Source organism: Novosphingobium sp. BL-A-41-Hi4B-X5A, assembly GCF_055521705.1.
Map to the genome: position 1 here is coordinate 2,317,972 of NZ_CM145500.1, position 19,286 is coordinate 2,337,257.

Sequence of the window (19,286 nt, forward strand, 5' to 3'; positions counted from 1 at the left end):
CCGAACCTTCCGAAGCTCAGCTCGCGCGGCGAACCTTGTGCTTGTGCGCGCCGACGCCCGGCGCACCGCGCGGACGGAAGCGGCGCGGCTTGCCCGCGTCCTCGCGCTCGCCACCGTTGAGCGTGGCTTCGAGCACCGGATTGCGCACCGGCCCGCGATCGGCAGCGCCGCCGTCACGACGCTCCTGACGCGGCGAGACGTCGCGCGGACGACCGTCGCGACCTTGCGCGCGGCCGCCGTGGGCCTGGCTGTCGCGGCGCTGGCCACCACGTGCTTCGCCACCACGGCCCTGACCTTGGCTGCCGCGACCACCATTGCCGCGTGCATCGCGCGCGTCACGGCGAGCATCCTGCTCCATTTCCGCAGGCTTGCGGCTCGGCGCCGGCAGCCTGGCGGCTTCGGCCATGAAGTTCTCGGGCAAGCCCATCGTATCGATCTTGACCCGGGTCAGCTTTTCGATGTCCTTGAGGTAGGGCTTTTCGTCCGGCGCGCAGAAGCTGATAGCGATGCCGTCAGCCCCGGCACGCGCGGTGCGGCCGATGCGGTGGACGTACTGTTCCGGCACGTTGGGCAGTTCGAAGTTGAACACGTGGCTGACGCCCGAAACGTCGATGCCGCGTGCGGCGATGTCGGTGGCGACGAGCACCGGGCACGAACCTTGGCGGAACGCTTCCAGAGCAGCGGTGCGCTGCGCCTGGCTCTTGTTGCCATGGATCGCACGGGCGTCGATCCCGGCTGAAGTCAGGTGGCGCACCACGCGGTCGGCGCCGTGCTTGGTGCGGGTGAACACCAGCGCGCGGTCAAGCTCCTTGGATGCCAGCAGCGCACGGATGCGCAGCGTCAGCAGGGCCTGCTTCTCGGCCTGGTTGATGAACGTCACGTACTGTTCGACGCGCTCGGCCGTGGTCGAGTTCGGGGCAACCTCGACGCGCACCGGATTGACGATGAACTGCTTGCCAAGGTCCTCGATCGCCTTTGGCATCGTTGCCGAGAAGAACAGGCTCTGGCGGGTCTTGGGCAGCAGGTTGGCCACGCGCTTCAGCGCATGGATGAAGCCGAGGTCCATCATCTGGTCGGCCTCGTCGAGCACGAAGATTTCGGTGCGCGAGAGCGTCAGCGCGCGCTGGTCGATCAGGTCGAGCAGGCGGCCGGGCGTGGCGACGAGAATGTCGACGCCCGGAACCAGACGGCGGGCCTGCTTGCCCACCGGCACGCCGCCGAACACGCAGTCCACCGACATGTTGAGGTAGCGGGCATAGCCCTTCATGTTGTCGGCGATTTGCGCGGCCAGCTCGCGCGTCGGGGAAAGCACCAGCATGCGGCACGAGGCCGGCTTGCGGGGTTGCGGGTTGGCAGCAAGGCGGTGCAGCGAAGGCAGCGAGAACGCGGCGGTCTTGCCGGTGCCGGTCTGCGCGATGCCGAGCAGGTCGCGGCCCTGCAGCAGGGCCGGGATCGCCTGGCGCTGGATCGGGGTGGGATCGTTGTAGCCCTTCGTTTCGAGGGCGCGGAGAATGGGTTCGGCAAGGCCGAGTTCAGCAAAAAAGGACATGAATATGCTTTCGTCGGCGCATCGGCAAAGGGCCGACGCGCGAGGGTGTTCGCTTGTGCGCACGCGCCAAGACGGCACGAGCGGGGTCGATCGTGCGACCCATGCGTGAAAGGGGAAGCGGGCGGGGCAACAACCGTTCGTCCGGAGCGGATTTCTGCCATTTCAGCGAAATCTCACGCCAGCATCCGGACTGCAGCGGAATGGTCCGCCACCGGTCTTGCTGCGGCGCACATAGGCACGAGCGCGCGATAAAGCAAGGAAATTCGGGCAAAAGGCGGTTGCATGCCGCCTCCTGCACCGCCAACGTGACGGCAAAAGGAGTGGGTCGATGCGTTTCACGTCTGGTCTGATGGCTGCTCTTGTGCTCGGCGCTGGCACCGCGCAAGCCGCGCCAAAGGGGGCCGAGGAGAAGATGGCCACCACCGTCGATGCCGAACAGGCGCGCACGCTCAGGTTCCTCGAAACGCTGGTCAACCAGAACTCGGGCAGCCGTAATCTCGAGGGCGTGCGCAAGGTGCGCGATATCGTCGTGCCCGAATTCACCGCGCTGGGCTTCACCTCGCGCTGGATCCCGATGGAACAGACCGGGCGCGCCGGACACCTTGTCCTCACCCACAAGGGGCGCAGGGGTGTGAAGAAACTCCTGCTGATCGGCCACCTCGATACCGTGTTCGAGCCGGACTCCCCGTTCCAGACCTATGTCCTGAATGGTGATAAAGCCACCGGCCCCGGCGTGGGTGACGACAAGGGCGGCATCGCCGTGATCCTCGCCGCCGTTCGGGCCATGCATGCCGCCGGCACGCTGAAGAGCGCCAACATCGAAGTGTTCCTCACCGGTGACGAGGAAGAAGCTGGCTCTCCCACCGAAGTCGCTCGCGCCGATCTCGTTGCTGCCGCCAAGGCTGCCGACATCGCGCTCGATTTCGAAGGCCTGTCACGCGAGAACGGCAGGGACATGGGATCGATCGCCCGGCGTTCCTCGCAAAGCTGGACGCTGGTTATAGAGGCGAAGTCTGGCCACTCCAGCGGCGTGTGGGGCGCAAACGCGGGCGACGGCGCAATCTATGCAGCAGCGAAGATCGTCGACGCCTTTCGCACCGAACTGCCCGAACCCTACCTTACTCTCAATGTCGGCCTGATCGCCGGCGGGGCCGAGGCGGACGTGGCCGAAGACAATGCCCATGTCTCGGCACAGGGCAAGACCAACATCATCGCTGGCAAAGCCGTGGCGCGCGGCGATCTGCGCACCCTCAGTCCCGAACAGAACGCCGCCGCCATGCGCAAGATGGAATGGATCGTCGCGCGCAATTATCCGGGCGTGACCTCGGCGAAGATCACCTTCAGCGAAGGCTATCCGCCGATGGCCCCGACCGAAGGCAACAAGGCGCTGCTCGGCAAGCTCAATCAGGTGAATACGGCGCTCGACCTGCCGCAGATGCAGCCGCTCGATCCGATGAAGCGCGGGGCGGGCGACATCAGCTTCGTTGCCGCATCCGTCGATGGCCTGGTCGGCCTCGGCCCGCACTCGACCGGCGATCACGCGCCGGGCGAAACGGTCGACGTGCCCAGCATTTGGACCCAGGCCAAGCGCGCTGCTCTGCTGATGACCCGTCTCTCGGCAGAGAAGTCCACGCGGTGAGCGAGGCCCACCCGCCCAGTCCCTGCACCGGCGTCTGCGAAGTTGACCGGGTCACCAGCGTCTGCCGCGGCTGCCAGCGCACGCTCGACGAAATCACCGCATGGTTCACCGCCACGGCGCCTGAGAAGCATGCGATCCTGCGCGATCTCGCCGCCCGTCAGAGCGTCAGCATCAGGTCCACATAGCCGTAGGTGGTGTTCCCTGTCGGCGGCGCATTAGGCGCGTCGCGCAGCAGACCTCGCTTGAACAGCACCGCGGCCCCGCCATCCACCTGCAGCAAACCCGGCACGATCCAGTGGCGCACGCGCCCTTCGATCTGGTGCCCGCCAAGGCTTCCGGAACTGCCGCTGGCATCGCGCACGCCGGTCGCGGCAAACTGGTCGCGCCGGTTCTCGGCCCAGGCGGTTCGCCACGCCACGAAAGCATCGGTCCGCTTCGACGGCGTCACTTCCACTCGCAGCGACGGCGAGACGATATTGCTCCGCCGGAATGGCCCATAGAGGCCGTTCGGGCCGAACTCGAAGCGGCGCGCCGAATAGAGCGTGTCGAATCGGGTGAACTTGCGCGGGTCGCCCTTGTCGCCACTCGCGGCATCGAACATCGCCACCAAGCGCGGGCTCCAGCCAGTCGGGAAAGTGTATCCCGCATCGGCGTGGAGGAACCACGCGTACACACCGAGGTCGGTCACGTCCGCCCCACTCGCAGTCCGCCGTGCCTTGCCGAACTGCACCGCGCCTTCGATGTCGTGGTCCCACTCGCCCGCCTTCGCCTTGATGAAGTGCCGCGCCCCCACGGTGCCGATCCGCCGGTTCGCTGTCGCCAGCTTCGCGCCGTCGCGCTCGATCAGGGCGAAGGCATAGGGCTGCAGCGTCCCACCCAGCACTTGCGGCAGGGTTCCATGCGCGCCGAAGAACATCACGTCGAAGTTCTCGCGGTCCCACTGCACCTTGTCGTTGCGGATGCTCGCGGCGTCATCGGGCAGGCGCTGGTGCGGCAGCGCGAACATCAGGTCGAGTTTGCGCCCCTTGCCCCCGTCCAGCGCGAGATGCGCCCCGGTGAAGGCATTGGTCGTATTCCGAAACCGCTGGCGCGCCACCATGCGCCGGTTGCCGAGATCAAGCGTATAGCGCCCCAATGTCAGCGTGCTCTTGCCCGAAAGCTTCACCGCCACGTTCGCCTGCACCAGTTCGAGCGCGTTGACCTCGCCGGCATTGGCGGAAGAGCGCGCGTCCTGCCCCCACGCTCGCGCATCCCACATCTCGGCATTGAACCACACCGGCCCGGCATCATAGCTGGCGGCAAGCTCGGTCCGCAGCGAAATCATGGTGTCTGTTGCAGGCGCGGGGAGGGGCCTGAACTGCCCACCGATCGATTCCACCCGCAGCCGGGTCGAGGCTGACAAAGTCCACGGGCCTTCCTCCGCTCGCGCGGGAAGCGCCAGGCAACAGGCAAGGGCGACGGCAGCAGTTCGCTTCACGATGGGTTTCCACTGGCGCCTCCGTTGTCGGCTGGCGCATTGCCCGCGCCATAGCCCGCACTTGCACGCGGCGCCATAGGCCGCTAACGGCACCCCACGTCACTTGGGGAGTAGCCACCGCGTTGCGCGGCCCTCAGCGTCAACATGCTTGGTCGAGAGGCCATGGCGCAGGCGGCAGGACTTTTTGTCCACCGGGCGAGACCAATGACAGCGAACCCATCGTCCGGGCCGGGCGGAGGGGCACGCTGTCGTTGGCCTGATCGCTCCGCCCGGCCCCGGAATTGCTGATGTTCGAAGCTCTCACTACCTCCACCGCGATAGTCGCCCTCGCCGAGGTTGGCGACAAGACGCAGTTGCTGGCGATCATCCTTGCCACGCGGTTCAAGCGCCCGCTGCCGATCGTGCTCGGCATCCTTGTCGCAACCCTCGCCAACCATTTCCTCGCCGCACTGCTCGGTGCGACTGCTGCGGCCTACCTTGATGGCCAGTGGTTCCGCTTCGCCGTCGCCATTGGTTTTGTCGCCATGGGTCTGTGGACGCTGGTGCCCGACAAGATGGACGAGGACGAACCTCCCAAGCCCTCGCGCTTTGGCGCCTTCCTCACCACGCTGGTCGCGTTCTTCATCGTCGAGATGGGCGACAAGACGCAGATCGCCACGATCGCGCTGGGTGCGCGCTTCAACGATGCCCTTGCTGTCACGGCCGGGACCACGCTCGGCATGATGCTTGCCAACGTGCCTGCGGTGTTCTTCGGCAACGAACTGATCAAGCGCGTGCCTCTGGATGTCGTCCGGATGATTGCCGCTGCGCTGCTCGTTGCCACGGGTGTTTGGCTGTTCGTCCAGACCCTCGGCATCTTCTAAGCCTTTACGTGTTCGGTATTTGTTCTAAAGTGCCGACATGATCGAATCAGCCGCTACCGCCTCGGATGTGATCGAACGCGAAGCCCGCGCGGTCGCGCGCGGCATCTGCCGCCTGTTCGCCCGCAACGACATCTGGTGCCTGCCCGAAATGCCGCTGCGTTCGGGCAGGCGCGCTGATCTCATGGGCATCGATGCCAAGGGGCAGGTCGTGATCGTGGAGATCAAGGTTTCGCGCGCGGACCTGCTCGGCGATGGCAAGTGGACCGATTACCTCGATCACTGCGACCGGTTCTACTGGGGTCTTGCCCCCCATCTTGACCGTGCCGTGCTCGAAACCGAGGACTTCCTGCCCCATGCCTGCGGGGTGATCGTCGCCGACGGCTATGATGCCGAGATACTGCGCCCGGCTCCCACCATTCCGCTGGCTGCTGCGCGCCGGAAGGCCGAAGTTGAACGGCTTGCCCGTGCATCGCTGCGCCGCCAGCTAGTCGGCATTGATCCCCAATGCGCCGCATGGGGCGGTTGATCAGGCCCGCCGCTTTATTCCCAGAGGCGGCACCAGCGCCAGCAAGGCGGCGCGGGATGCCAGGAATTCATGCCAAAGCGCGGTTGCGGCCGGGCCGGGGGTTTGCCCGCGCGCCGAAACTGCGAGCAAGGCCGCCAGTCCCGGCTCCATGATCGCGGCGAGATCGTCCACACCCTGCTTGGCCAGATCATAGCGCCACCCGCCGGTATCACGCATGATCGCCGGGAAGTTGCGCACTTCGGGCTTGCGCATTTCCTGCTGCAGTCCCGCCAGGGTACAGACCACGGCCGCGGCATCGTGCAGTGCCGACCACTTCATCGACATGGCGTTGCCAGCGGCATGGCCAAATTCGGCCCGGCCCGCCTGCGGCGGCGCAGCGCGCGAATCACCTGATGACGTCGAAACCCCGTTCATGGCTTCGGCGTAGCCCGCAACCGGTTCCCAAATTGCTAAGCGCAACTGGAACACAAAATCGCTGGCATGCCCGCCAAGGCGCTGCTAGGTGCCGTCTCGGCCCTGCACCCGTAGCTCAGCTGGATAGAGCGTTGCCCTCCGAAGGCAAAGGCCACAGGTTCGAATCCTGTCGGGTGCGCCATTACCATTCGCTGTGATGATCGTCGGCTGCGCGCGCGAAAGCTCAGGTCCCCGCGTCGGACGCCAGCACCCTCTGCCTTGACACATTGTCGTGAGCGCCCAAGAGGTCGGCACCCCTTTCGTTGAAGCAGGTCCTTTGCATGTTCCGGCGCGTCGCCTCCCTGCTCGATCCCTTCCTGCTTGCCCTTGTCGCAACAGTCGTCCTCGCCAGTCTGCTGCCGGCGCGTGGCGCATTCGTACCGCTGGTGGATGGTGCGGCGGATGCGGGGATCGTGCTGCTGTTCTTTCTTCACGGTGCCAAGCTGTCGCGTGAGGCGATCTGGGAGGGGGCCCGCAACTGGAGATTGCACCTTGCCGTGCTGGCGACGACTTTCGTGCTGTTTCCGCTTCTTGGGCTTGCCGCTCGCGCCCTGCCGTTTCTCCCGGTCGAGTTCGGCGCGGGCCTGCTCTTCCTCGCCCTGCTGCCGTCCACGGTACAGTCCTCCATTGCCTTTACCGCCATCGCGCGCGGCAATGTGGCCGCCGCAGTCTGTGCCGCGTCGTTCTCGAACTTCGCCGGGATTTTCGCCACGCCTGCGCTTGTTGCCGTGCTGATGGGCGGGGCAACGGGCGGGTTTTCCTGGGCTTCTGCCGAAACCATCGTGCTGCAGCTGCTGCTTCCCTTCGTGGCAGGGCACCTGCTGCGTCCGTGGATTGGCGGCTTCATCGCCCGTCACAAAACCTTGCTCGGCAAAGTCGATCGCGGATCGATCCTGCTCGTCGTTTATGCTGCGTTCGGCGCAGCCGTTGTCGAGGGACTTTGGCAGCGCGTTGCGCCCGTCAGCCTGCTCGTGCTGACGCTGGTCTGCCTCGTCATGCTGGCGCTGGTCCTTGCCGCCACCTGGCAGACCGCCAAGGCGATGAAGCTCCCGCGCGAGGATGCCATTGTCCTGCTGTTCTGCGGCTCGAAGAAGAGCCTGGCCTCTGGCGTGCCGATGGCGGGCGTGTTGTTCCCGGCGGCTTCGGTCGGCATCGTGCTGCTGCCCGTGATGGTGTTCCATCAGCTGCAGCTCATCGCCTGCGCCCTCATCGCACCGCGCTTGGCCCAAGGTGCCCCGGAATAGCAAACGGCGGCGAAGCCTGAAGCTCCGCCGCCGCCTTGAATGCCGATCCGATCAGAAACGGTCGGCGTTCATGACCTTGGTCCATGCCGCCACGAAGTCGGTCACGAACTTGGCCTTGGCATCGTCCGAGGCATAGACCTCGGCCACCGCGCGCAGTTCGGAGTTTGAGCCGAACACGAGGTCGACAGGCGTCGCCGTCCACTTGGGCGTACCGCTCGCCCGGTCCTTGCCCTCATAGAGCCCCGGCGTCGCCGACTTCGCCCAGACCGTGTCCATCGACAGCAGGTTGACGAAGAAGTCGTTGCTCAGCGTGCCCGGCCGGTCGGTGAACACGCCCGCCTTCGATCCACCCGCATTCGCGCCGAGCGCGCGCATGCCGCCCAGCAGCACGGTCGTCTCGGGCACGGTGAGGCCAAGCATGTCGGCCTTGTCGACCAGCGCCTCGGTCGGCCCATAGAACGAATCCGCCGCATAGTAGTTGCGGAAGGCATCGGCCTTGGGCTGGAGGTAGTTGAAAGATTCGACTTCGGTCTGCGCCTGCGTCGCATCGACGCGGCCTGGCGTGAACGGTACGCTCACATCTTGGCCCGCCACCTTGGCCGCCTGCTCGATCGCGGCATTGCCGCCCAGCACGATCAGGTCGGCCAGGCTTACCTGCTTGCCGCCCTTCGCCGCCTTGTTGAAGCCCAGGCGGATTTCCTCGAGCTTGGCCGTCACCTTGGCCAGCTCCGCCGGATCGTTGACCGCCCAGTCCTTCTGCGGAGCAAGCCGCACGCGCGCGCCATTGGCCCCGCCGCGCATGTCGGTGGCGCGGAAGGTCGAGGCCGAGGCCCACGCCGCGCGCACCAGCTCTGCCGTGGTCAGGCCCGACGACAGGATCGAACCCTTCAGCGCCGCGACGTCAGCCGCATCGACGGGCGCGTAGCTGGCCTTTGGCAGCGGGTCCTGCCAGGTCATCGTCACCGACGGCGCATCCTTGCCGAGATAGCGCGCCTGCGGACCCATGTCGCGGTGGGTCAGCTTGAACCATGCGCGGGCAAAGGCATCGCTGAAGGCCTGCGGGTTCTTCTTCCAGCCCAGCGTGATCTTGCGGAAGCCGGGGTCCTCGCGCATCGCGATGTCGGTGGTGAACATGATCGGCGCATGGCGCACGTCAGGACGGTGTGCGTCTGGCACCAGATTGGCTGCTGCCGGGTCCTTCGGGATCCACTGCGTCGCGCCCGCCGGGCTCTTGGTCTTGACCCATTCGAAGCCATAGAGGTTGTCGAGGTATTGCGTGGTGAAGGCAATCGGATTGGCCGACCATGCGCCTTCAAGCCCGCTGGTCACGGTGTCCTCGGCATTGCCCTTGCCGCACTTGTTGGCCCAGCCAAGACCCTGCTGTTCGATCTTCCCCTGCCCGGGATCGTTGCCGACGCATTCCTCCGGCTTATGCGCGCCGTGTGCCTTGCCGAAAGTGTGGCCACCGGCGATCAGCGCCGCTGTCTCCTCATCGGTCATCGCCATGGCGCCAAAGGCGCGGCGGATGTCCGCCGCAGCCGCCAGAGGATCAGGCACCCCGTTCGGACCTTCGGGGTTCACATAGATCAGGCCCATCTGCGTCGCGCCCAATGGCCCCTTGAGGTTGCCCTTGCCATCGCGCCGCTTGTCGTCGAGCAGCTTGGTCTCGGGGCCCCAGAACACCAGATCGGGCTGCCAGGCATCGACACGGCCACCGGCAAAGCCGAGCGTCTTGAAGCCCATGTCCTCCATGGCGACATTGCCGGTGAGGATCATCAGGTCGCCCCAAGAAAGCTTGCGCCCGTACTTCTGCTTGATCGGCCAGACGAGCCGGCGGGCCTTGTCGAGGTTGACGTTGTCCGGCCACGAATTGAGCGGCTCGAAGCGCAACTCGCCGCCGTCCGATCCACCACGCCCGTCTCCGGTGCGATAAGTCCCCGCGCTGTGCCAGGCCATGCGGATAAAGAACGGGCCGTAGTGGCCATAGTCCGCCGGCCACCACGGCTGCGGCGTTGTCAGCACTTTGCGGATGTCGGCCTTCACCGCGTCGAGGTCGAGCGATGCGAACTCCTTGGCATAATCAAAGTCGGGGCCATAGGGATTGGCCTTGGTCGCCTCATTCTGCCGCAGCGCGGTCAGGTCGAGCGTCTTGGGGTACCATTCCTTCGCGGCGGGTTCGCTTGTCGGCGTAACGGTTTCGGCCATTGCGGCACTGCCGAGCGGCAAGGCGGCCACAAGCACGGCGGCCAGCGCAATCCTGCTGATCTGCATGAGTTTCTCTCCTCCTGTTGCCCCGCGCGATAGCGGGCTGACAATCGGATAAATCGCTCAATGTTTGCAGACCAACGGGTTAGTTCTATCACAGTTATCGCGAAGGTCGTTCATCCTGTCGCAATTCAGCAATGATTCCGATGGGAGAAATGCGCGAACCCAGGTGAATGGATTCCGGCTTTCGCCGGGATGACGCACGAAAGTGGAAAGTCGCGTTGCAAGCCAAGCACCTGCGAGCCAGCATCCGGCTAACCAACGATCAGCAAGGATCGTCGCCCCGGCGCAGGCCGGGGCCCACAACCTCACGCGCAAGGCACCGCGCTTGCAAATCAAGCAGTAAGGTTTCCCCGAAGGGAGGAACCAAGCCCGAATTCAGCGATGTCGTGAAGTAGGAAACTGGAGCGGGCGAAGGGATTCGAACCCTCGACCCCAACCTTGGCAAGGTTGTGCTCTACCCCTGAGCTACGCCCGCTCGTGCGTTTCTGGCCGGTGGGAAGTGCCCCGTCCGGCTGGGGTGTGGGCGCCTCTAACGGTGACTCGGAAAGAGCGCAACACCAAAAATGCATGAGATGCGAAGTCTTTCGCAAAACCCCCGTTTCCCCTTGCCGAAGCGCGATGCGTTCCCACATTGTGCGGCACATCTAAATACATCGACCGGAGACGCATCTTGGCCAGCATGGGGCTCAATCTCGACGAACAGAAGGCAGTGGACCGCTTCCGCAAGAACGTGGTTGAGCCGTCGATGACCAAGCTGGTGATTCTCGATTTCTGGGCCGAATGGTGCGGGCCGTGCAAGGCGCTGACGCCGGTGCTCGAAAAGGTCGCCGCCGAGTATGCCGACAAGGGCGTGATCCTCGCCAAGGTCAATGTCGACGAGGAACAGTTCATCGCCGCGCAGTTCCAGGTGCGCTCGATCCCCACGGTCTATGCGATGTTCCAGGGCCAGCCAGTGGCCGACCTGACGCCCGCACGCACCGAATCGCAACTCAAGCAGTACCTCGACCAGATTCTCGCCAAGCTGCCGGTGCAGGGCGGTGAGCCCGAACAGGACGTCACCCCGCTGCTCGCGATGGGCGAGGAAGTACTGGCCGAAGGCGATGGCGAGCGGGCAGCCAGCATCTTTGCCCAGATCGTCGAGATCGCACCCGACAATGCCCCGGCCCACGCCGGCCTCGTGCGCGCACTGATTGCCGCAGGCCAGAAGGACGAGGCGCAGGCCGTGCTCGATTCGCTTGACCCCAAGCTCGCCGCCGATCCGGCCCTGGCTCAGGCGCGCTCGGCGCTGGCACTGGCCGAGGATCCGCCGGAAGAGGGCGAACTCGCGGCCCTGCGCGCCGCAGCGGCTGAGCGACCGGCAGACATGGACGCCCAGCTCGCCTTTGCCAACGGCCTCTATGCCGCCGGCCAGCGTGACGAGGCCGCGGCCAAGCTCCTTGCCATGATCGCCGCCGACCGCGAATGGAACGAGGGCGCGGCCAAGGCTCGCCTGCTGCAAATCTTCGAGGCGATCGGGCTGGAAGATCCCTGGGTTGCGGCCACACGCCGCAAGCTCTCCACCGTGCTGTTCGGTTGACCGCGATGGGCGCGAGCGCAAACACGACGCGCCTGTCGATCTTCCCGCTGACGGGCGCGGTCCTTTATCCCGGCCTGCAGCTGCCGCTGCACATCTTTGAACCCCGCTATCGCGCCATGGTCAGCGATTCGCTGGCGCGCGACCGGCGTATCGCGATGATCCAGCCGCAATCGCCGGTCGACGGCGCGCCGCTGTTCAGCGTGGGCTGCGTCGGCAAGATCGCCGATGTCGAAGCGTTGGAGGATGGGCGCTTCAACCTCGTGCTCGAAGGCATCGCGCGCTTCCGCATGATCCGCGAACTCGACGTGACCACGCCGTTCCGCCAGATCGAGGCCGAACTGCTCACCGACGACATGGCCGAAGCGCTGAGCGCGGTCGAGCGCGCGTCGTTCGAACAGGAAGCCCGTCGCTTCGCCGATGCCCAGGGCTATGCGGTCGATTGGGACTCGGTCGGCCGACTGGACGACATGTCGCTGATCAACGGCGTCTCCCAGATCGCGCCGTTCGATGCCGCCGCCAAGCAGGCCCTGCTCGAAGCCGATTCCCTCGCCGCCCGTTGCGAGCTGCTGGTCCAGCTCATGCAGTTCTTCGGCAAGCGCGACAGTGACGACGGCGGGCGGGTAACGCTTCAGTAAACCTCGGGCGAGGCGAGAAATATTGTGCGAATGATTGCTTGCGCCATACTTCTCTTGGTTACCGCTTGCCAACCGGAGCGATCCACCGCTTTAGCAGCCGACGAGGGTGCCGTCCCCCCTTCGGAGCCAAACTTTGCTTCAGGCTACAATCTTGACGAAAACTTCGAGATTGCAGTGAGCAGCGGCATCTCGCTCGAGCCGCAGTTCATTTTAATCAAAGTGACTGACGCAAACTCGGGAGTTTCCAAGTCCGGTTGTGTTGATGCCAATACGCTGTTCGGTTCGATCCACCGTGAGCATAAGTTGGGCTACGATGATCAGTCTCTCAAAACCGTCGGCAAGTTGGTTTTAGAAAAGCCGTTGAGAACTTTCAGTTTCAAAAATGGAGAGGCGTTAGCAAATTTGGATTTTGCCGGACTTGAGACGGCGAACCGCGAAGTGTGCACCTTGGTTCGCAAGGGCATCCGCGTGTGGCGTACGGATACCGGCAAGATACAAACGGATAGAGACATGCCTCCGCCAAGCTAACCTGCAGTACCGCAAGTCAGAACTGCGCCTGAATTCCGTCGATCACGAACTGCGCCGCCAGGGCCGCCAGCAGCACGCCGAGCAGGCGGGTGATCACGGCCTCGACCTGCGCTCCCAGCGCGCGGATCAGTGGCCGGGCTGCGACCAGCGCGATGAAGCTCAGCACCATCACCAAGGCCAGCGCGCCGAGGATCACGGCAGTCTCATTGATCCCGTTGGCCCGCGCGGTCAGCAGCATGACCGAGGCGATCGAGCCGGGGCCGGCCAGCATCGGCATGGCCATCGGGAAGACCGAGACATCCTCCACCTGCGGCTGGGCCGTGCGCACCTTCTCGGCTCGCTCCTCACGCCGTTCGGTGCGCTTCTCGAACACCATGTCGAGCGCGATCAAGAACAGCATGATGCCCCCGGCAATGCGGAAGCTGTCGAGCTCGATGTGCAGAGCGCCCAGCAGGTCCTCGCCGAACAGCGCGAAGACCAGCAGGATGCCGGTGGCGATCAGGCAGGCACGCAGGGCCATGGAGAACGCCTGTTTCGCCGTCGCATTGGCAGTGAGGCCGGCGTAGATCGGCGCACAGCCGGGCGGGTCGATCACCACGAACAGCGTGACGAAGGCGGAGAGAAACAGCTGCCACATCGTCTCAGGCTCCGTTCGCTTTGAAGCTGCGTGCGATGACTTCCTGCATTGCGCCGTCCTTCCAGATCCACGCCGTGAAGCGGCGGCTGCCATCGGGCATCACGCTCGACCGCCACGCCAGGCTGCCGTCGCGCGATTGGCCGTCCTTGCTGTCGCCGCCGTCGGATGCCGGAATGGCTCCGGCAAGCGGACGCATGGGAGGAAGCTTGCTGTCCTCCTTGCGCTCGCGCTTGCTGCCGGGCTGCGGCGCAGGGTCGCTGGCCGGACGACGGCGGACCGGGCAATCGGCGACCTTGCCTTCGGCCCAGTCCACCTCACGCAAAGGCGAGGCGAGATTCTGCCCATCATCAAGCACCCACTTCCAGTCGACCTTGCCCTTGAACTGGCGCTGCCACACGGTGACATATTCGCCGTCTCCGCCTGAGGGACCCTGCCATGCGCCATAGGTCAGCCCGGCGGTGCCATCGCAGCTGATCCACGCCAGGTGCGGCGCCCACTTTACCGGCGCGGGCGGGTCCTTGCGGTCTTTGAGCAAGGTTTTGGCAAGCTTGCGCCCGCCCTCGAACATTTCGGCGGTCTCGTCGGCGGTCTCGCGGAAAGCAGTCCACTGGCCCTTGTCGCGGACAAGGCGGGCAAAGCCGATGTCCGCGGCGATCAGCGCCGAAGGATTGGCATAGGCGCGCTGCGGCCGGCCCGACCTTTGCGAATCAGCGGCAGGCTCCGACAACGCGGGGGCGGCGGCAAGCAGGAATGCGAGGGGTATCAGGCGCTTCATCGCATCAGCCTAGCCGATGCGCCGCAGCCTGCCCACCCCGCGCAGGGTAGATCAGATCGCGTCTGCGGCCAGCTCCAACCCTTCGTTGCGATAAGCTGCAACGAGTGCGTTGCGCAGCAGCACGGCGATCGTCATCGGGCCGACGCCGCCGGGCACCGGCGTGATGGCCGAGGCAACTTCGGCGGCAGAGGCATAGTCCACGTCGCCCACAAGCTTCGTCTTGCCGGCTTCGGCGCCGGGCACGCGATTGATGCCCACGTCGATCACGGTCGCGCCCGGCTTGATCCAGTCGCCCTTGACCATCTCGGGACGCCCCACCGCAGCCACCACGATATCGGCCCGCTTCACCACTTCGGCGAGGTTCTTGGTGCGGCTGTGCGCCACGGTGACGGTGCAACTTTCCGCGATCAGCAGTTGCGCCATCGGCTTGCCAACGATGTTGGACCGCCCGATCACCACTGCGTCGAGGCCGGAAAGGTCACCAAGCTTGTCCTTGAGCAGCATCAGGCAGCCCAGCGGCGTGCAGGGCACGAAGCCCGGCTGCCCCACGGCAAGGCGGCCGGCGTTGGTCACGTGAAAGCCGTCGACGTCCTTGTCGGGATTGATCGCGGCGATGACCTTCTGCTCGTCGATGTGCTTGGGCAGCGGCAGCTGGACAAGGATGCCATCGACAGCTGGGTCGGCGTTGAGCTTCTCGACCATCGCCAGCAGATCGGCTTCCGAAGTCTCGGCAGGCAACTTGTGCTCGAAGCTGTTCATGCCGGCCTCGAGCGTGCTCTTGCCCTTGGAGCGCACATAGACTTGGCTTGCCGGGTCTTCGCCCACCAGCACCACGGCGAGGCCAGCCTTGCGCCCGGCCTGCGCTTCGAACGCAGCGGCAAGGTCGCCCACGCGGGCGCGCAGGGTGGCGGCGAAGGCCTTTCCGTCGATCACGGCAGCAGTCATCGTCTATAATCTAGCGAGTTTGCGCTTCACATTCCGGCCGAGGAAGCGGCAATGCCGCTCAGCAGGATCGTCAGCAGGTTGAGGCCGATGATCAGCACCATCGGCGAGAAATCGAGCGCGCCAGTATCGGGCAGGATCTTGCGGATCGGCCGCAGCATCGGCTCAAGGATAGCGTTCAGCGCCTTCCACACCGCCGCAACCGCATTGTTGTGCATGTTCACGACATTGAACGAGATGAGCAGGCTCAGCACGAACTGCACGATGACCACTACGACAAGGATGTTCACGAGGTAGTTGATCATGGCGATCAGCGTGTAGAGCAGCATCGGTGCAAATCCTCGACGGCAGAGTGAGAGCGAGCCATGCTCCTAGCCGACCCTCTTGCCGGGCCACAAGTGCCCGCGATGCCGCTACAGGGCAGCGATGGCGCCGCTCTGTATGTGCTACTTACAATTTAGGCAAGCTGTGCCGCTGTCGGTCTTAGGGCTTCAAGGTCGTGCTGTCGATGTGCCAGCGCAACTGTTCGGCCGATGCTCCGGGCACGTTGTTGACACGGCGCAGGATGACCTCGCCGGTGATCGTGCGGTCACCATCGGTGATGACGACCGGCGCGGTGTAATAGATCGAACCGGCCGCACCTTCCTGCTGGCCCTCGCTGATGACCACCGATGGCGCCTTCAGCCTGCCCCAGGTTTCGGCGAACATCGCGCCGTCCATGCCGCTGCGATCGCCCTTGTCTGCCCAAAAGGCGCGGACACTGCGCCAGTCGCGCGCTTCGATGGCGGCGGCGAAAGCGTCGAGCACGTCCTCGGGCCGCTTGGCGAGCGAGGGCTGAGCCGCCTCGCCGGACAACGCAGGCTCGGCCTTCTGCACAGGGCTGCCGGAAGACAGCGCGGCCGGCGCAGCCATTGCTGCGCTCTCTTCTGCAGGGGACGCCGGTCCCCGCTGGCAGCCGCCAAGGTGGAAGACGAGTGCTGAAGCAGCAGCCATGACAAGTGCGGTGCGGATCATGCCGCAGGGACGAGTGGCAGCCGGTCCGGTTCCGTCCGTTAATGCAATCATCATCCAATTCGGAGGATGAGCTGCGTCCGTCAGGCGCGGATCAGCGTCCCAGCACCGCGCGCGGTGAAGATCTCCAGCAGCATGGCATGGGGCACGCGCCCGTCGAGCACGACAGTCGCCTCGCAGCCTGCCTCGACCGCGTGGACGCAAGTCTCGAGCTTGGGGATCATGCCCCCGCTGATCGTGCCGTCCTCGGCCAGCCGTGCGATGTCGGCGGGGCGCAGGTCGGTGAGCAGGTTCTTGTCCTTGTCGAGCACGCCCGGGACATCGGTCAGCAGGAACAGGCGCGATGCGCCCAGCGCTGCGGCAATCGCGCCGGCCATGGTGTCGGCGTTGATGTTGTAGGTCTCGCCATCCGGCCCCACGCCGATCGGGGCGATCACGGGGATCATTCCGGCATTGACGATGGTGTCGATCACGGTCGTATCGATCCGGTCGGGCTCACCGACGAAGCCGAGGTCGACCACGATCGGATCGCCATCTTCGCCTTCAATCGCCTTGGGCGACTTCTTTGACTGGACCTTGCGGGCAACGACCATGCCGCCGTCCTTGCCGGAAATACCGATGGCCTTGCCACCTGCGCGGGCGATCCAGCTGACCAATTCCTTGTTGATCGCACCGGCCAGGACCATTTCGGCGACTTCGGCGGTCTGCTTGTCGGTCACGCGCAGGCCGTCGACGAACTGCGATTCGATGCCGAGCGCTTTCAGCATCCGCCCGATCTGCGGCCCGCCGCCGTGAACGACGACCGGGTTGATCCCCACCGCCTTCAACAGCACGATATCCTCGGCAAAGTCCTGTGCCAGTTCGGGATCGCCCATCGCGTGGCCGCCGTACTTCACCACGAAAGTCTTGCCGGCATAGCGCTGGAGATAGGGCAGCGCCTCGGTCAGGGTCTCGGCCTTGGCAAGCATCGCGGGGTCGTGGTTCTGGCTCATGCGCGCGCCCTTACGCGCAATGCCTGCAGAATCCAATATTGGCGTTGCGCGCGTAACGGCAGCTTATGCCGCGTTGTCGAGTCTGCGGCCGATCTTCATTACCAGCGCGATGATCAGCGGCACCAGCACTGCCGACAGCACAACCTTGGCCAGCATCTGCCCCGCCATCAGGGTGGCAATCGGGCGCACGCCATAGAACGAGACCGAAATGAAGATCAGCGTGTCGACAACCTGCGAAAGCGCTGCGGCAATGAATCCGCGCACGGCAAGAAACCGCCCAGCCGCACCGCGCAGGCGATTGAAGATCCACACGTTCAGCGTCACCGACACGCCATAGGCCATGATCCCGGCCAGCATCATCCGCCATGATTGGCCAAGGATGATCGGGAAGGCTTCCTTGGCGGGTTCGTACATGCCGGGGTCGGTCGGCAGGTTCAGCACGAACAGCGTCAGCGCGATGGCAAAAGCCAGCGGCAGGAAGCCATAGCGGACAAGGCGGTCTGCGGCGTCCTTGCCGTGCAGTTCGGCAATGCCGCTGGAAATGGCGACGAGGGTGAGGAAGGGAAATATTCCGGCCTCCACCGCAAGGGGGCCGAGCGCCACCTGCTTTGCGCCCAGCACACCGCCCAACGTCACCATTCCGCCATAGAACAGCGCGAAGAGGAACAGCGAACGGGGGATTGCGGCAGCAGGCGCGGTGGTATCGTGCATTTCGGGCCGATAGCGCGCTTTTAACCTCCCGCCAATTCGCTATTAGAAACCATTGCAACCAATTTGCCTCTCGGAGCAAGTCCTTCCCGATGCGTGTCGCTTCCAGTCTTCTCGGGATGGTGCTCATCCTTGCCCTCGCTTTCCTGCTCTCGTCGAACCGTCGCGCTATCCGCCTGCGCGTGGTGGCTGCGGCTTTCGCGCTGCAGGCCGGCTTTGCCGCGCTGGTGCTCTATGTCCCGGTCGGCAATCGCCTGCTGCAAGGTGCGGCGGGCGGGGTGGAAAGCTTGCTCGGCTTCGCCCGCGCGGGCGTGCAGTTCCTGTTCGGCCCCTTGGCAGACCCGGCGATCGGCGGCACCAGCTTTGCCATTTCGGCGCTGCCGGTGATCGTGTTCTTCGCCGCGCTGATCTCGATCCTTTACTACCTCGGCGTGATGCAACTGGTGATCCGCTGGATCGGCGGCGCGCTGGAAAAGGTCACCGGCATCAGCAAGGTCGAATCGCTGTGCGCTGCCAGCAATATCTTCGTGGGGCAGAGCGAATCGCCGCTCGTGATCCGGCCCTATCTGGCAGGGCTCAACCCCAGCCAGCTGTTCTGCGTGATGACCGTGGGCATGGCGGGTGTTGCGGGCACGATCCTTGCCGCCTACGCCAGCATGGGCATCCGCATCGATTATCTGGTGGCCGCCGCCTTCATGTCCGCGCCCGGCGGCATTCTCATGGCCAAACTGATGATGCCCGACGAGCCGCCGGTCCCCGCCGAAGTCGCCGACGAGGCCCTGCCCAACCCTCACGTCAAGCCCAGCCTCGCCTCTGACGAGGAAGAGCGCCCTGCCAACATCATCATGGCCGCCAGCCAGGGTGCGCAAACCGGCGTGAAGCTGGCCGTTGCGGTCGGCGCGATGGTGCTGGCCTTCGTGGCGCTGGTCGCGCTGGCCAATGGCATCCTTGGCTGGATCGGCGGCTGGTTTGGCGCGCCAGACCTCTCGTTCCAGATTGTGCTCGGCTATGTCTTCGCGCCGGTCTTCTATCTTCTCGGCGCAGACGGCTGGACCGAGGCGATGCAGGCAGGCGGCCTGTTCGGCAGCAAGATCGTCCTCAACGAATTCGTCGCCTTCATCGAACTGGGCAAGGACACTGCGCTTTCCGCGCACACCGTCGCCATAGTCACTTTCGCCCTGTGCGGCTTTGCCAACTTCAGCTCGATCGCAATCCAGATGGCCGTCACCGGCGGCCTCGCCCCCAACCAGCGCCCCGTCATCGCCAAGCTCGGCATCCGCGCCCTTGTGGCCGGCGCGCTAAGCAATCTGATGAGTGCTGCGCTGGCGGGGTTGTTCCTCAGCCTTTAAGGCTCGACCCCACCCTTGAAATCGTTGGCCCGGACTTGATCCGGGGCAGGGCCTTTCTTCGGCGAACGAAAGAAGAAGCCTATGCCTGGATCAAGTCCGGGCCGACGATGAAAG

The 19,286-nt window shown here is 65.0% G+C and carries 20 protein-coding genes and 2 tRNA genes; 10 read left to right on the plus strand and 12 right to left on the minus strand.

Going from position 1 to position 19,286, the window contains the following annotated elements; all coding sequences use genetic code 11:
- Nucleotides 1-16: 16 nt before the first annotated feature.
- Nucleotides 17-1,549, minus strand: a complete 1,533-nt coding sequence (locus tag ACZ1JY_RS11250) for a DEAD/DEAH box helicase (protein ID WP_465129318.1) — start codon at nt 1,547-1,549, stop codon at nt 17-19.
- Nucleotides 1,550-1,877: 328 nt separating this feature from the next.
- On the opposite strand from ACZ1JY_RS11250, the gene ACZ1JY_RS11255 reads away from it, so the two are divergent.
- Entirely contained in the window at nt 1,878-3,188 is a 1,311-nt protein-coding gene (locus ACZ1JY_RS11255; RefSeq protein WP_465129319.1) for a M20/M25/M40 family metallo-hydrolase, read from the plus strand.
- Nucleotides 3,185-3,373, plus strand: a complete 189-nt coding sequence (locus ACZ1JY_RS11260; protein ID WP_168903989.1) for a DUF1289 domain-containing protein — start codon at nt 3,185-3,187, stop codon at nt 3,371-3,373. The genes ACZ1JY_RS11255 and ACZ1JY_RS11260 overlap by 4 nt, the downstream gene beginning before the upstream one ends.
- On the opposite strand, the gene ACZ1JY_RS11265 is transcribed toward ACZ1JY_RS11260, so the two are convergent.
- Nucleotides 3,346-4,665 carry an alginate export family protein gene (locus tag ACZ1JY_RS11265; RefSeq protein ID WP_465129320.1) on the minus strand — a complete coding sequence of 440 codons (1,320 nt, stop codon included), beginning with the start codon at nt 4,663-4,665 and terminating at the stop codon, nt 3,346-3,348. The two genes, ACZ1JY_RS11260 and ACZ1JY_RS11265, sit on opposite strands and share 28 nt — an antisense overlap.
- 287 nt (nt 4,666-4,952) lie before the next feature.
- On the opposite strand from ACZ1JY_RS11265, the gene ACZ1JY_RS11270 reads away from it, so the two are divergent.
- Together ACZ1JY_RS11270 and ACZ1JY_RS11275 are read left to right on the plus strand one after the other, a co-directional pair.
- Nucleotides 4,953-5,528, plus strand: coding sequence for a TMEM165/GDT1 family protein (locus ACZ1JY_RS11270; protein ID WP_465129321.1), 576 nt, complete (start codon nt 4,953-4,955; stop codon nt 5,526-5,528).
- A 37-nt stretch (nt 5,529-5,565) separates the two neighbouring features.
- Nucleotides 5,566-6,054, plus strand: coding sequence for an MmcB family DNA repair protein (locus ACZ1JY_RS11275; protein WP_118072712.1), 489 nt, complete (start codon nt 5,566-5,568; stop codon nt 6,052-6,054).
- Here the strand turns inward: ACZ1JY_RS11275 and ACZ1JY_RS11280 are convergent, their stop codons facing one another.
- Entirely contained in the window at nt 6,055-6,468 is a 414-nt protein-coding gene (locus ACZ1JY_RS11280; protein WP_240344833.1) for a hypothetical protein, read from the minus strand.
- Nucleotides 6,469-6,572: 104 nt separating this feature from the next.
- Here ACZ1JY_RS11280 and ACZ1JY_RS11285 point away from each other — a divergent pair.
- Together ACZ1JY_RS11285 and ACZ1JY_RS11290 are read left to right on the plus strand one after the other, a co-directional pair.
- Nucleotides 6,573-6,649: transfer RNA gene (locus ACZ1JY_RS11285), tRNA-Arg, on the plus strand.
- A gap of 139 nt (nt 6,650-6,788) precedes the next feature.
- On the plus strand, nt 6,789-7,751 hold the full coding sequence (locus ACZ1JY_RS11290) for a bile acid:sodium symporter family protein (RefSeq protein WP_465130900.1): 963 nt from the start codon (nt 6,789-6,791) through the stop codon (nt 7,749-7,751).
- Between the two features lie 51 nt (nt 7,752-7,802).
- Here ACZ1JY_RS11290 and katG read toward each other — a convergent pair whose 3' ends face one another.
- Together katG and ACZ1JY_RS11300 are read right to left on the minus strand one after the other, a co-directional pair.
- Nucleotides 7,803-10,022, minus strand: coding sequence for a catalase/peroxidase HPI (katG, locus tag ACZ1JY_RS11295; RefSeq protein ID WP_465129322.1), 2,220 nt, complete (start codon nt 10,020-10,022; stop codon nt 7,803-7,805).
- A gap of 397 nt (nt 10,023-10,419) precedes the next feature.
- Nucleotides 10,420-10,494, minus strand: a tRNA-Gly gene (locus tag ACZ1JY_RS11300).
- 204 nt (nt 10,495-10,698) lie between these two features.
- Between ACZ1JY_RS11300 and ACZ1JY_RS11305 the strand changes: the two genes are divergently transcribed.
- Genes ACZ1JY_RS11305 through ACZ1JY_RS11315 form a run of 3 tightly spaced genes read left to right on the plus strand, consistent with a single transcriptional unit; the run spans nt 10,699 to nt 12,758 of the window.
- Nucleotides 10,699-11,595: a tetratricopeptide repeat protein gene (locus tag ACZ1JY_RS11305; protein WP_465130901.1), complete on the plus strand. Its 897-nt coding sequence runs from the start codon at nt 10,699-10,701 to the stop codon at nt 11,593-11,595.
- Between the two features lie 5 nt (nt 11,596-11,600).
- On the plus strand, nt 11,601-12,230 hold the full coding sequence (locus ACZ1JY_RS11310; RefSeq protein ID WP_465129323.1) for an LON peptidase substrate-binding domain-containing protein: 630 nt from the start codon (nt 11,601-11,603) through the stop codon (nt 12,228-12,230).
- Nucleotides 12,231-12,254: 24 nt separating this feature from the next.
- Nucleotides 12,255-12,758, plus strand: coding sequence for a hypothetical protein (locus tag ACZ1JY_RS11315; RefSeq protein ID WP_465129324.1), 504 nt, complete (start codon nt 12,255-12,257; stop codon nt 12,756-12,758).
- A gap of 16 nt (nt 12,759-12,774) precedes the next feature.
- Here the strand turns inward: ACZ1JY_RS11315 and ACZ1JY_RS11320 are convergent, their stop codons facing one another.
- The 7 genes from ACZ1JY_RS11320 to ACZ1JY_RS11350 form a co-directional block, all read right to left on the minus strand.
- On the minus strand, nt 12,775-13,395 hold the full coding sequence (locus ACZ1JY_RS11320; protein WP_465129325.1) for a MarC family protein: 621 nt from the start codon (nt 13,393-13,395) through the stop codon (nt 12,775-12,777).
- Between the two features lie 4 nt (nt 13,396-13,399).
- Nucleotides 13,400-14,170, minus strand: a complete 771-nt coding sequence (locus ACZ1JY_RS11325; RefSeq protein WP_465129326.1) for a hypothetical protein — start codon at nt 14,168-14,170, stop codon at nt 13,400-13,402.
- 51 nt (nt 14,171-14,221) lie between these two features.
- Nucleotides 14,222-15,115, minus strand: coding sequence for a bifunctional methylenetetrahydrofolate dehydrogenase/methenyltetrahydrofolate cyclohydrolase FolD (gene folD / locus ACZ1JY_RS11330; protein ID WP_465129327.1), 894 nt, complete (start codon nt 15,113-15,115; stop codon nt 14,222-14,224).
- Nucleotides 15,116-15,141: 26 nt separating this feature from the next.
- Nucleotides 15,142-15,441: a YggT family protein gene (locus tag ACZ1JY_RS11335; protein ID WP_039332988.1), complete on the minus strand. Its 300-nt coding sequence runs from the start codon at nt 15,439-15,441 to the stop codon at nt 15,142-15,144.
- 154 nt (nt 15,442-15,595) lie between these two features.
- Nucleotides 15,596-16,126 carry a hypothetical protein gene (locus ACZ1JY_RS11340; protein WP_465129328.1) on the minus strand — a complete coding sequence of 177 codons (531 nt, stop codon included), beginning with the start codon at nt 16,124-16,126 and terminating at the stop codon, nt 15,596-15,598.
- A gap of 80 nt (nt 16,127-16,206) precedes the next feature.
- Nucleotides 16,207-17,115, minus strand: coding sequence for an acetylglutamate kinase (gene argB / locus ACZ1JY_RS11345; RefSeq protein WP_118072612.1), 909 nt, complete (start codon nt 17,113-17,115; stop codon nt 16,207-16,209).
- Nucleotides 17,116-17,178: 63 nt separating this feature from the next.
- Nucleotides 17,179-17,826, minus strand: a complete 648-nt coding sequence (locus ACZ1JY_RS11350) for a queuosine precursor transporter (RefSeq protein ID WP_118072611.1) — start codon at nt 17,824-17,826, stop codon at nt 17,179-17,181.
- Nucleotides 17,827-17,915: 89 nt separating this feature from the next.
- On the opposite strand from ACZ1JY_RS11350, the gene ACZ1JY_RS11355 reads away from it, so the two are divergent.
- Nucleotides 17,916-19,172, plus strand: coding sequence for a NupC/NupG family nucleoside CNT transporter (locus tag ACZ1JY_RS11355; protein ID WP_465129329.1), 1,257 nt, complete (start codon nt 17,916-17,918; stop codon nt 19,170-19,172).
- Nucleotides 19,173-19,286: the final 114 nt, after the last annotated feature.

Coding starts and splice junctions, on each gene's coding strand:
- ACZ1JY_RS11250 (WP_465129318.1), bottom strand. CDS start 1,549: ATGTCCTTTTTTGCTGAACTCGGCCTTGCCGAACCCATTCTCCGCGCC.
- ACZ1JY_RS11255 (WP_465129319.1), top strand. CDS start 1,878: ATGCGTTTCACGTCTGGTCTGATGGCTGCTCTTGTGCTCGGCGCTGGC.
- ACZ1JY_RS11270 (WP_465129321.1), top strand. CDS start 4,953: ATGTTCGAAGCTCTCACTACCTCCACCGCGATAGTCGCCCTCGCCGAG.
- ACZ1JY_RS11275 (WP_118072712.1), top strand. CDS start 5,566: ATGATCGAATCAGCCGCTACCGCCTCGGATGTGATCGAACGCGAAGCC.
- ACZ1JY_RS11280 (WP_240344833.1), bottom strand. CDS start 6,468: ATGAACGGGGTTTCGACGTCATCAGGTGATTCGCGCGCTGCGCCGCCG.
- ACZ1JY_RS11290 (WP_465130900.1), top strand. CDS start 6,789: ATGTTCCGGCGCGTCGCCTCCCTGCTCGATCCCTTCCTGCTTGCCCTT.
- katG (WP_465129322.1), bottom strand. CDS start 10,022: ATGCAGATCAGCAGGATTGCGCTGGCCGCCGTGCTTGTGGCCGCCTTG.
- ACZ1JY_RS11305 (WP_465130901.1), top strand. CDS start 10,699: ATGGGGCTCAATCTCGACGAACAGAAGGCAGTGGACCGCTTCCGCAAG.
- ACZ1JY_RS11310 (WP_465129323.1), top strand. CDS start 11,601: ATGGGCGCGAGCGCAAACACGACGCGCCTGTCGATCTTCCCGCTGACG.
- ACZ1JY_RS11320 (WP_465129325.1), bottom strand. CDS start 13,395: ATGTGGCAGCTGTTTCTCTCCGCCTTCGTCACGCTGTTCGTGGTGATC.
- ACZ1JY_RS11325 (WP_465129326.1), bottom strand. CDS start 14,170: ATGAAGCGCCTGATACCCCTCGCATTCCTGCTTGCCGCCGCCCCCGCG.
- folD (WP_465129327.1), bottom strand. CDS start 15,115: ATGACTGCTGCCGTGATCGACGGAAAGGCCTTCGCCGCCACCCTGCGC.
- ACZ1JY_RS11335 (WP_039332988.1), bottom strand. CDS start 15,441: ATGCTGCTCTACACGCTGATCGCCATGATCAACTACCTCGTGAACATC.
- ACZ1JY_RS11340 (WP_465129328.1), bottom strand. CDS start 16,126: ATGATCCGCACCGCACTTGTCATGGCTGCTGCTTCAGCACTCGTCTTC.
- argB (WP_118072612.1), bottom strand. CDS start 17,115: ATGAGCCAGAACCACGACCCCGCGATGCTTGCCAAGGCCGAGACCCTG.
- ACZ1JY_RS11350 (WP_118072611.1), bottom strand. CDS start 17,826: ATGCACGATACCACCGCGCCTGCTGCCGCAATCCCCCGTTCGCTGTTC.
- ACZ1JY_RS11355 (WP_465129329.1), top strand. CDS start 17,916: ATGCGTGTCGCTTCCAGTCTTCTCGGGATGGTGCTCATCCTTGCCCTC.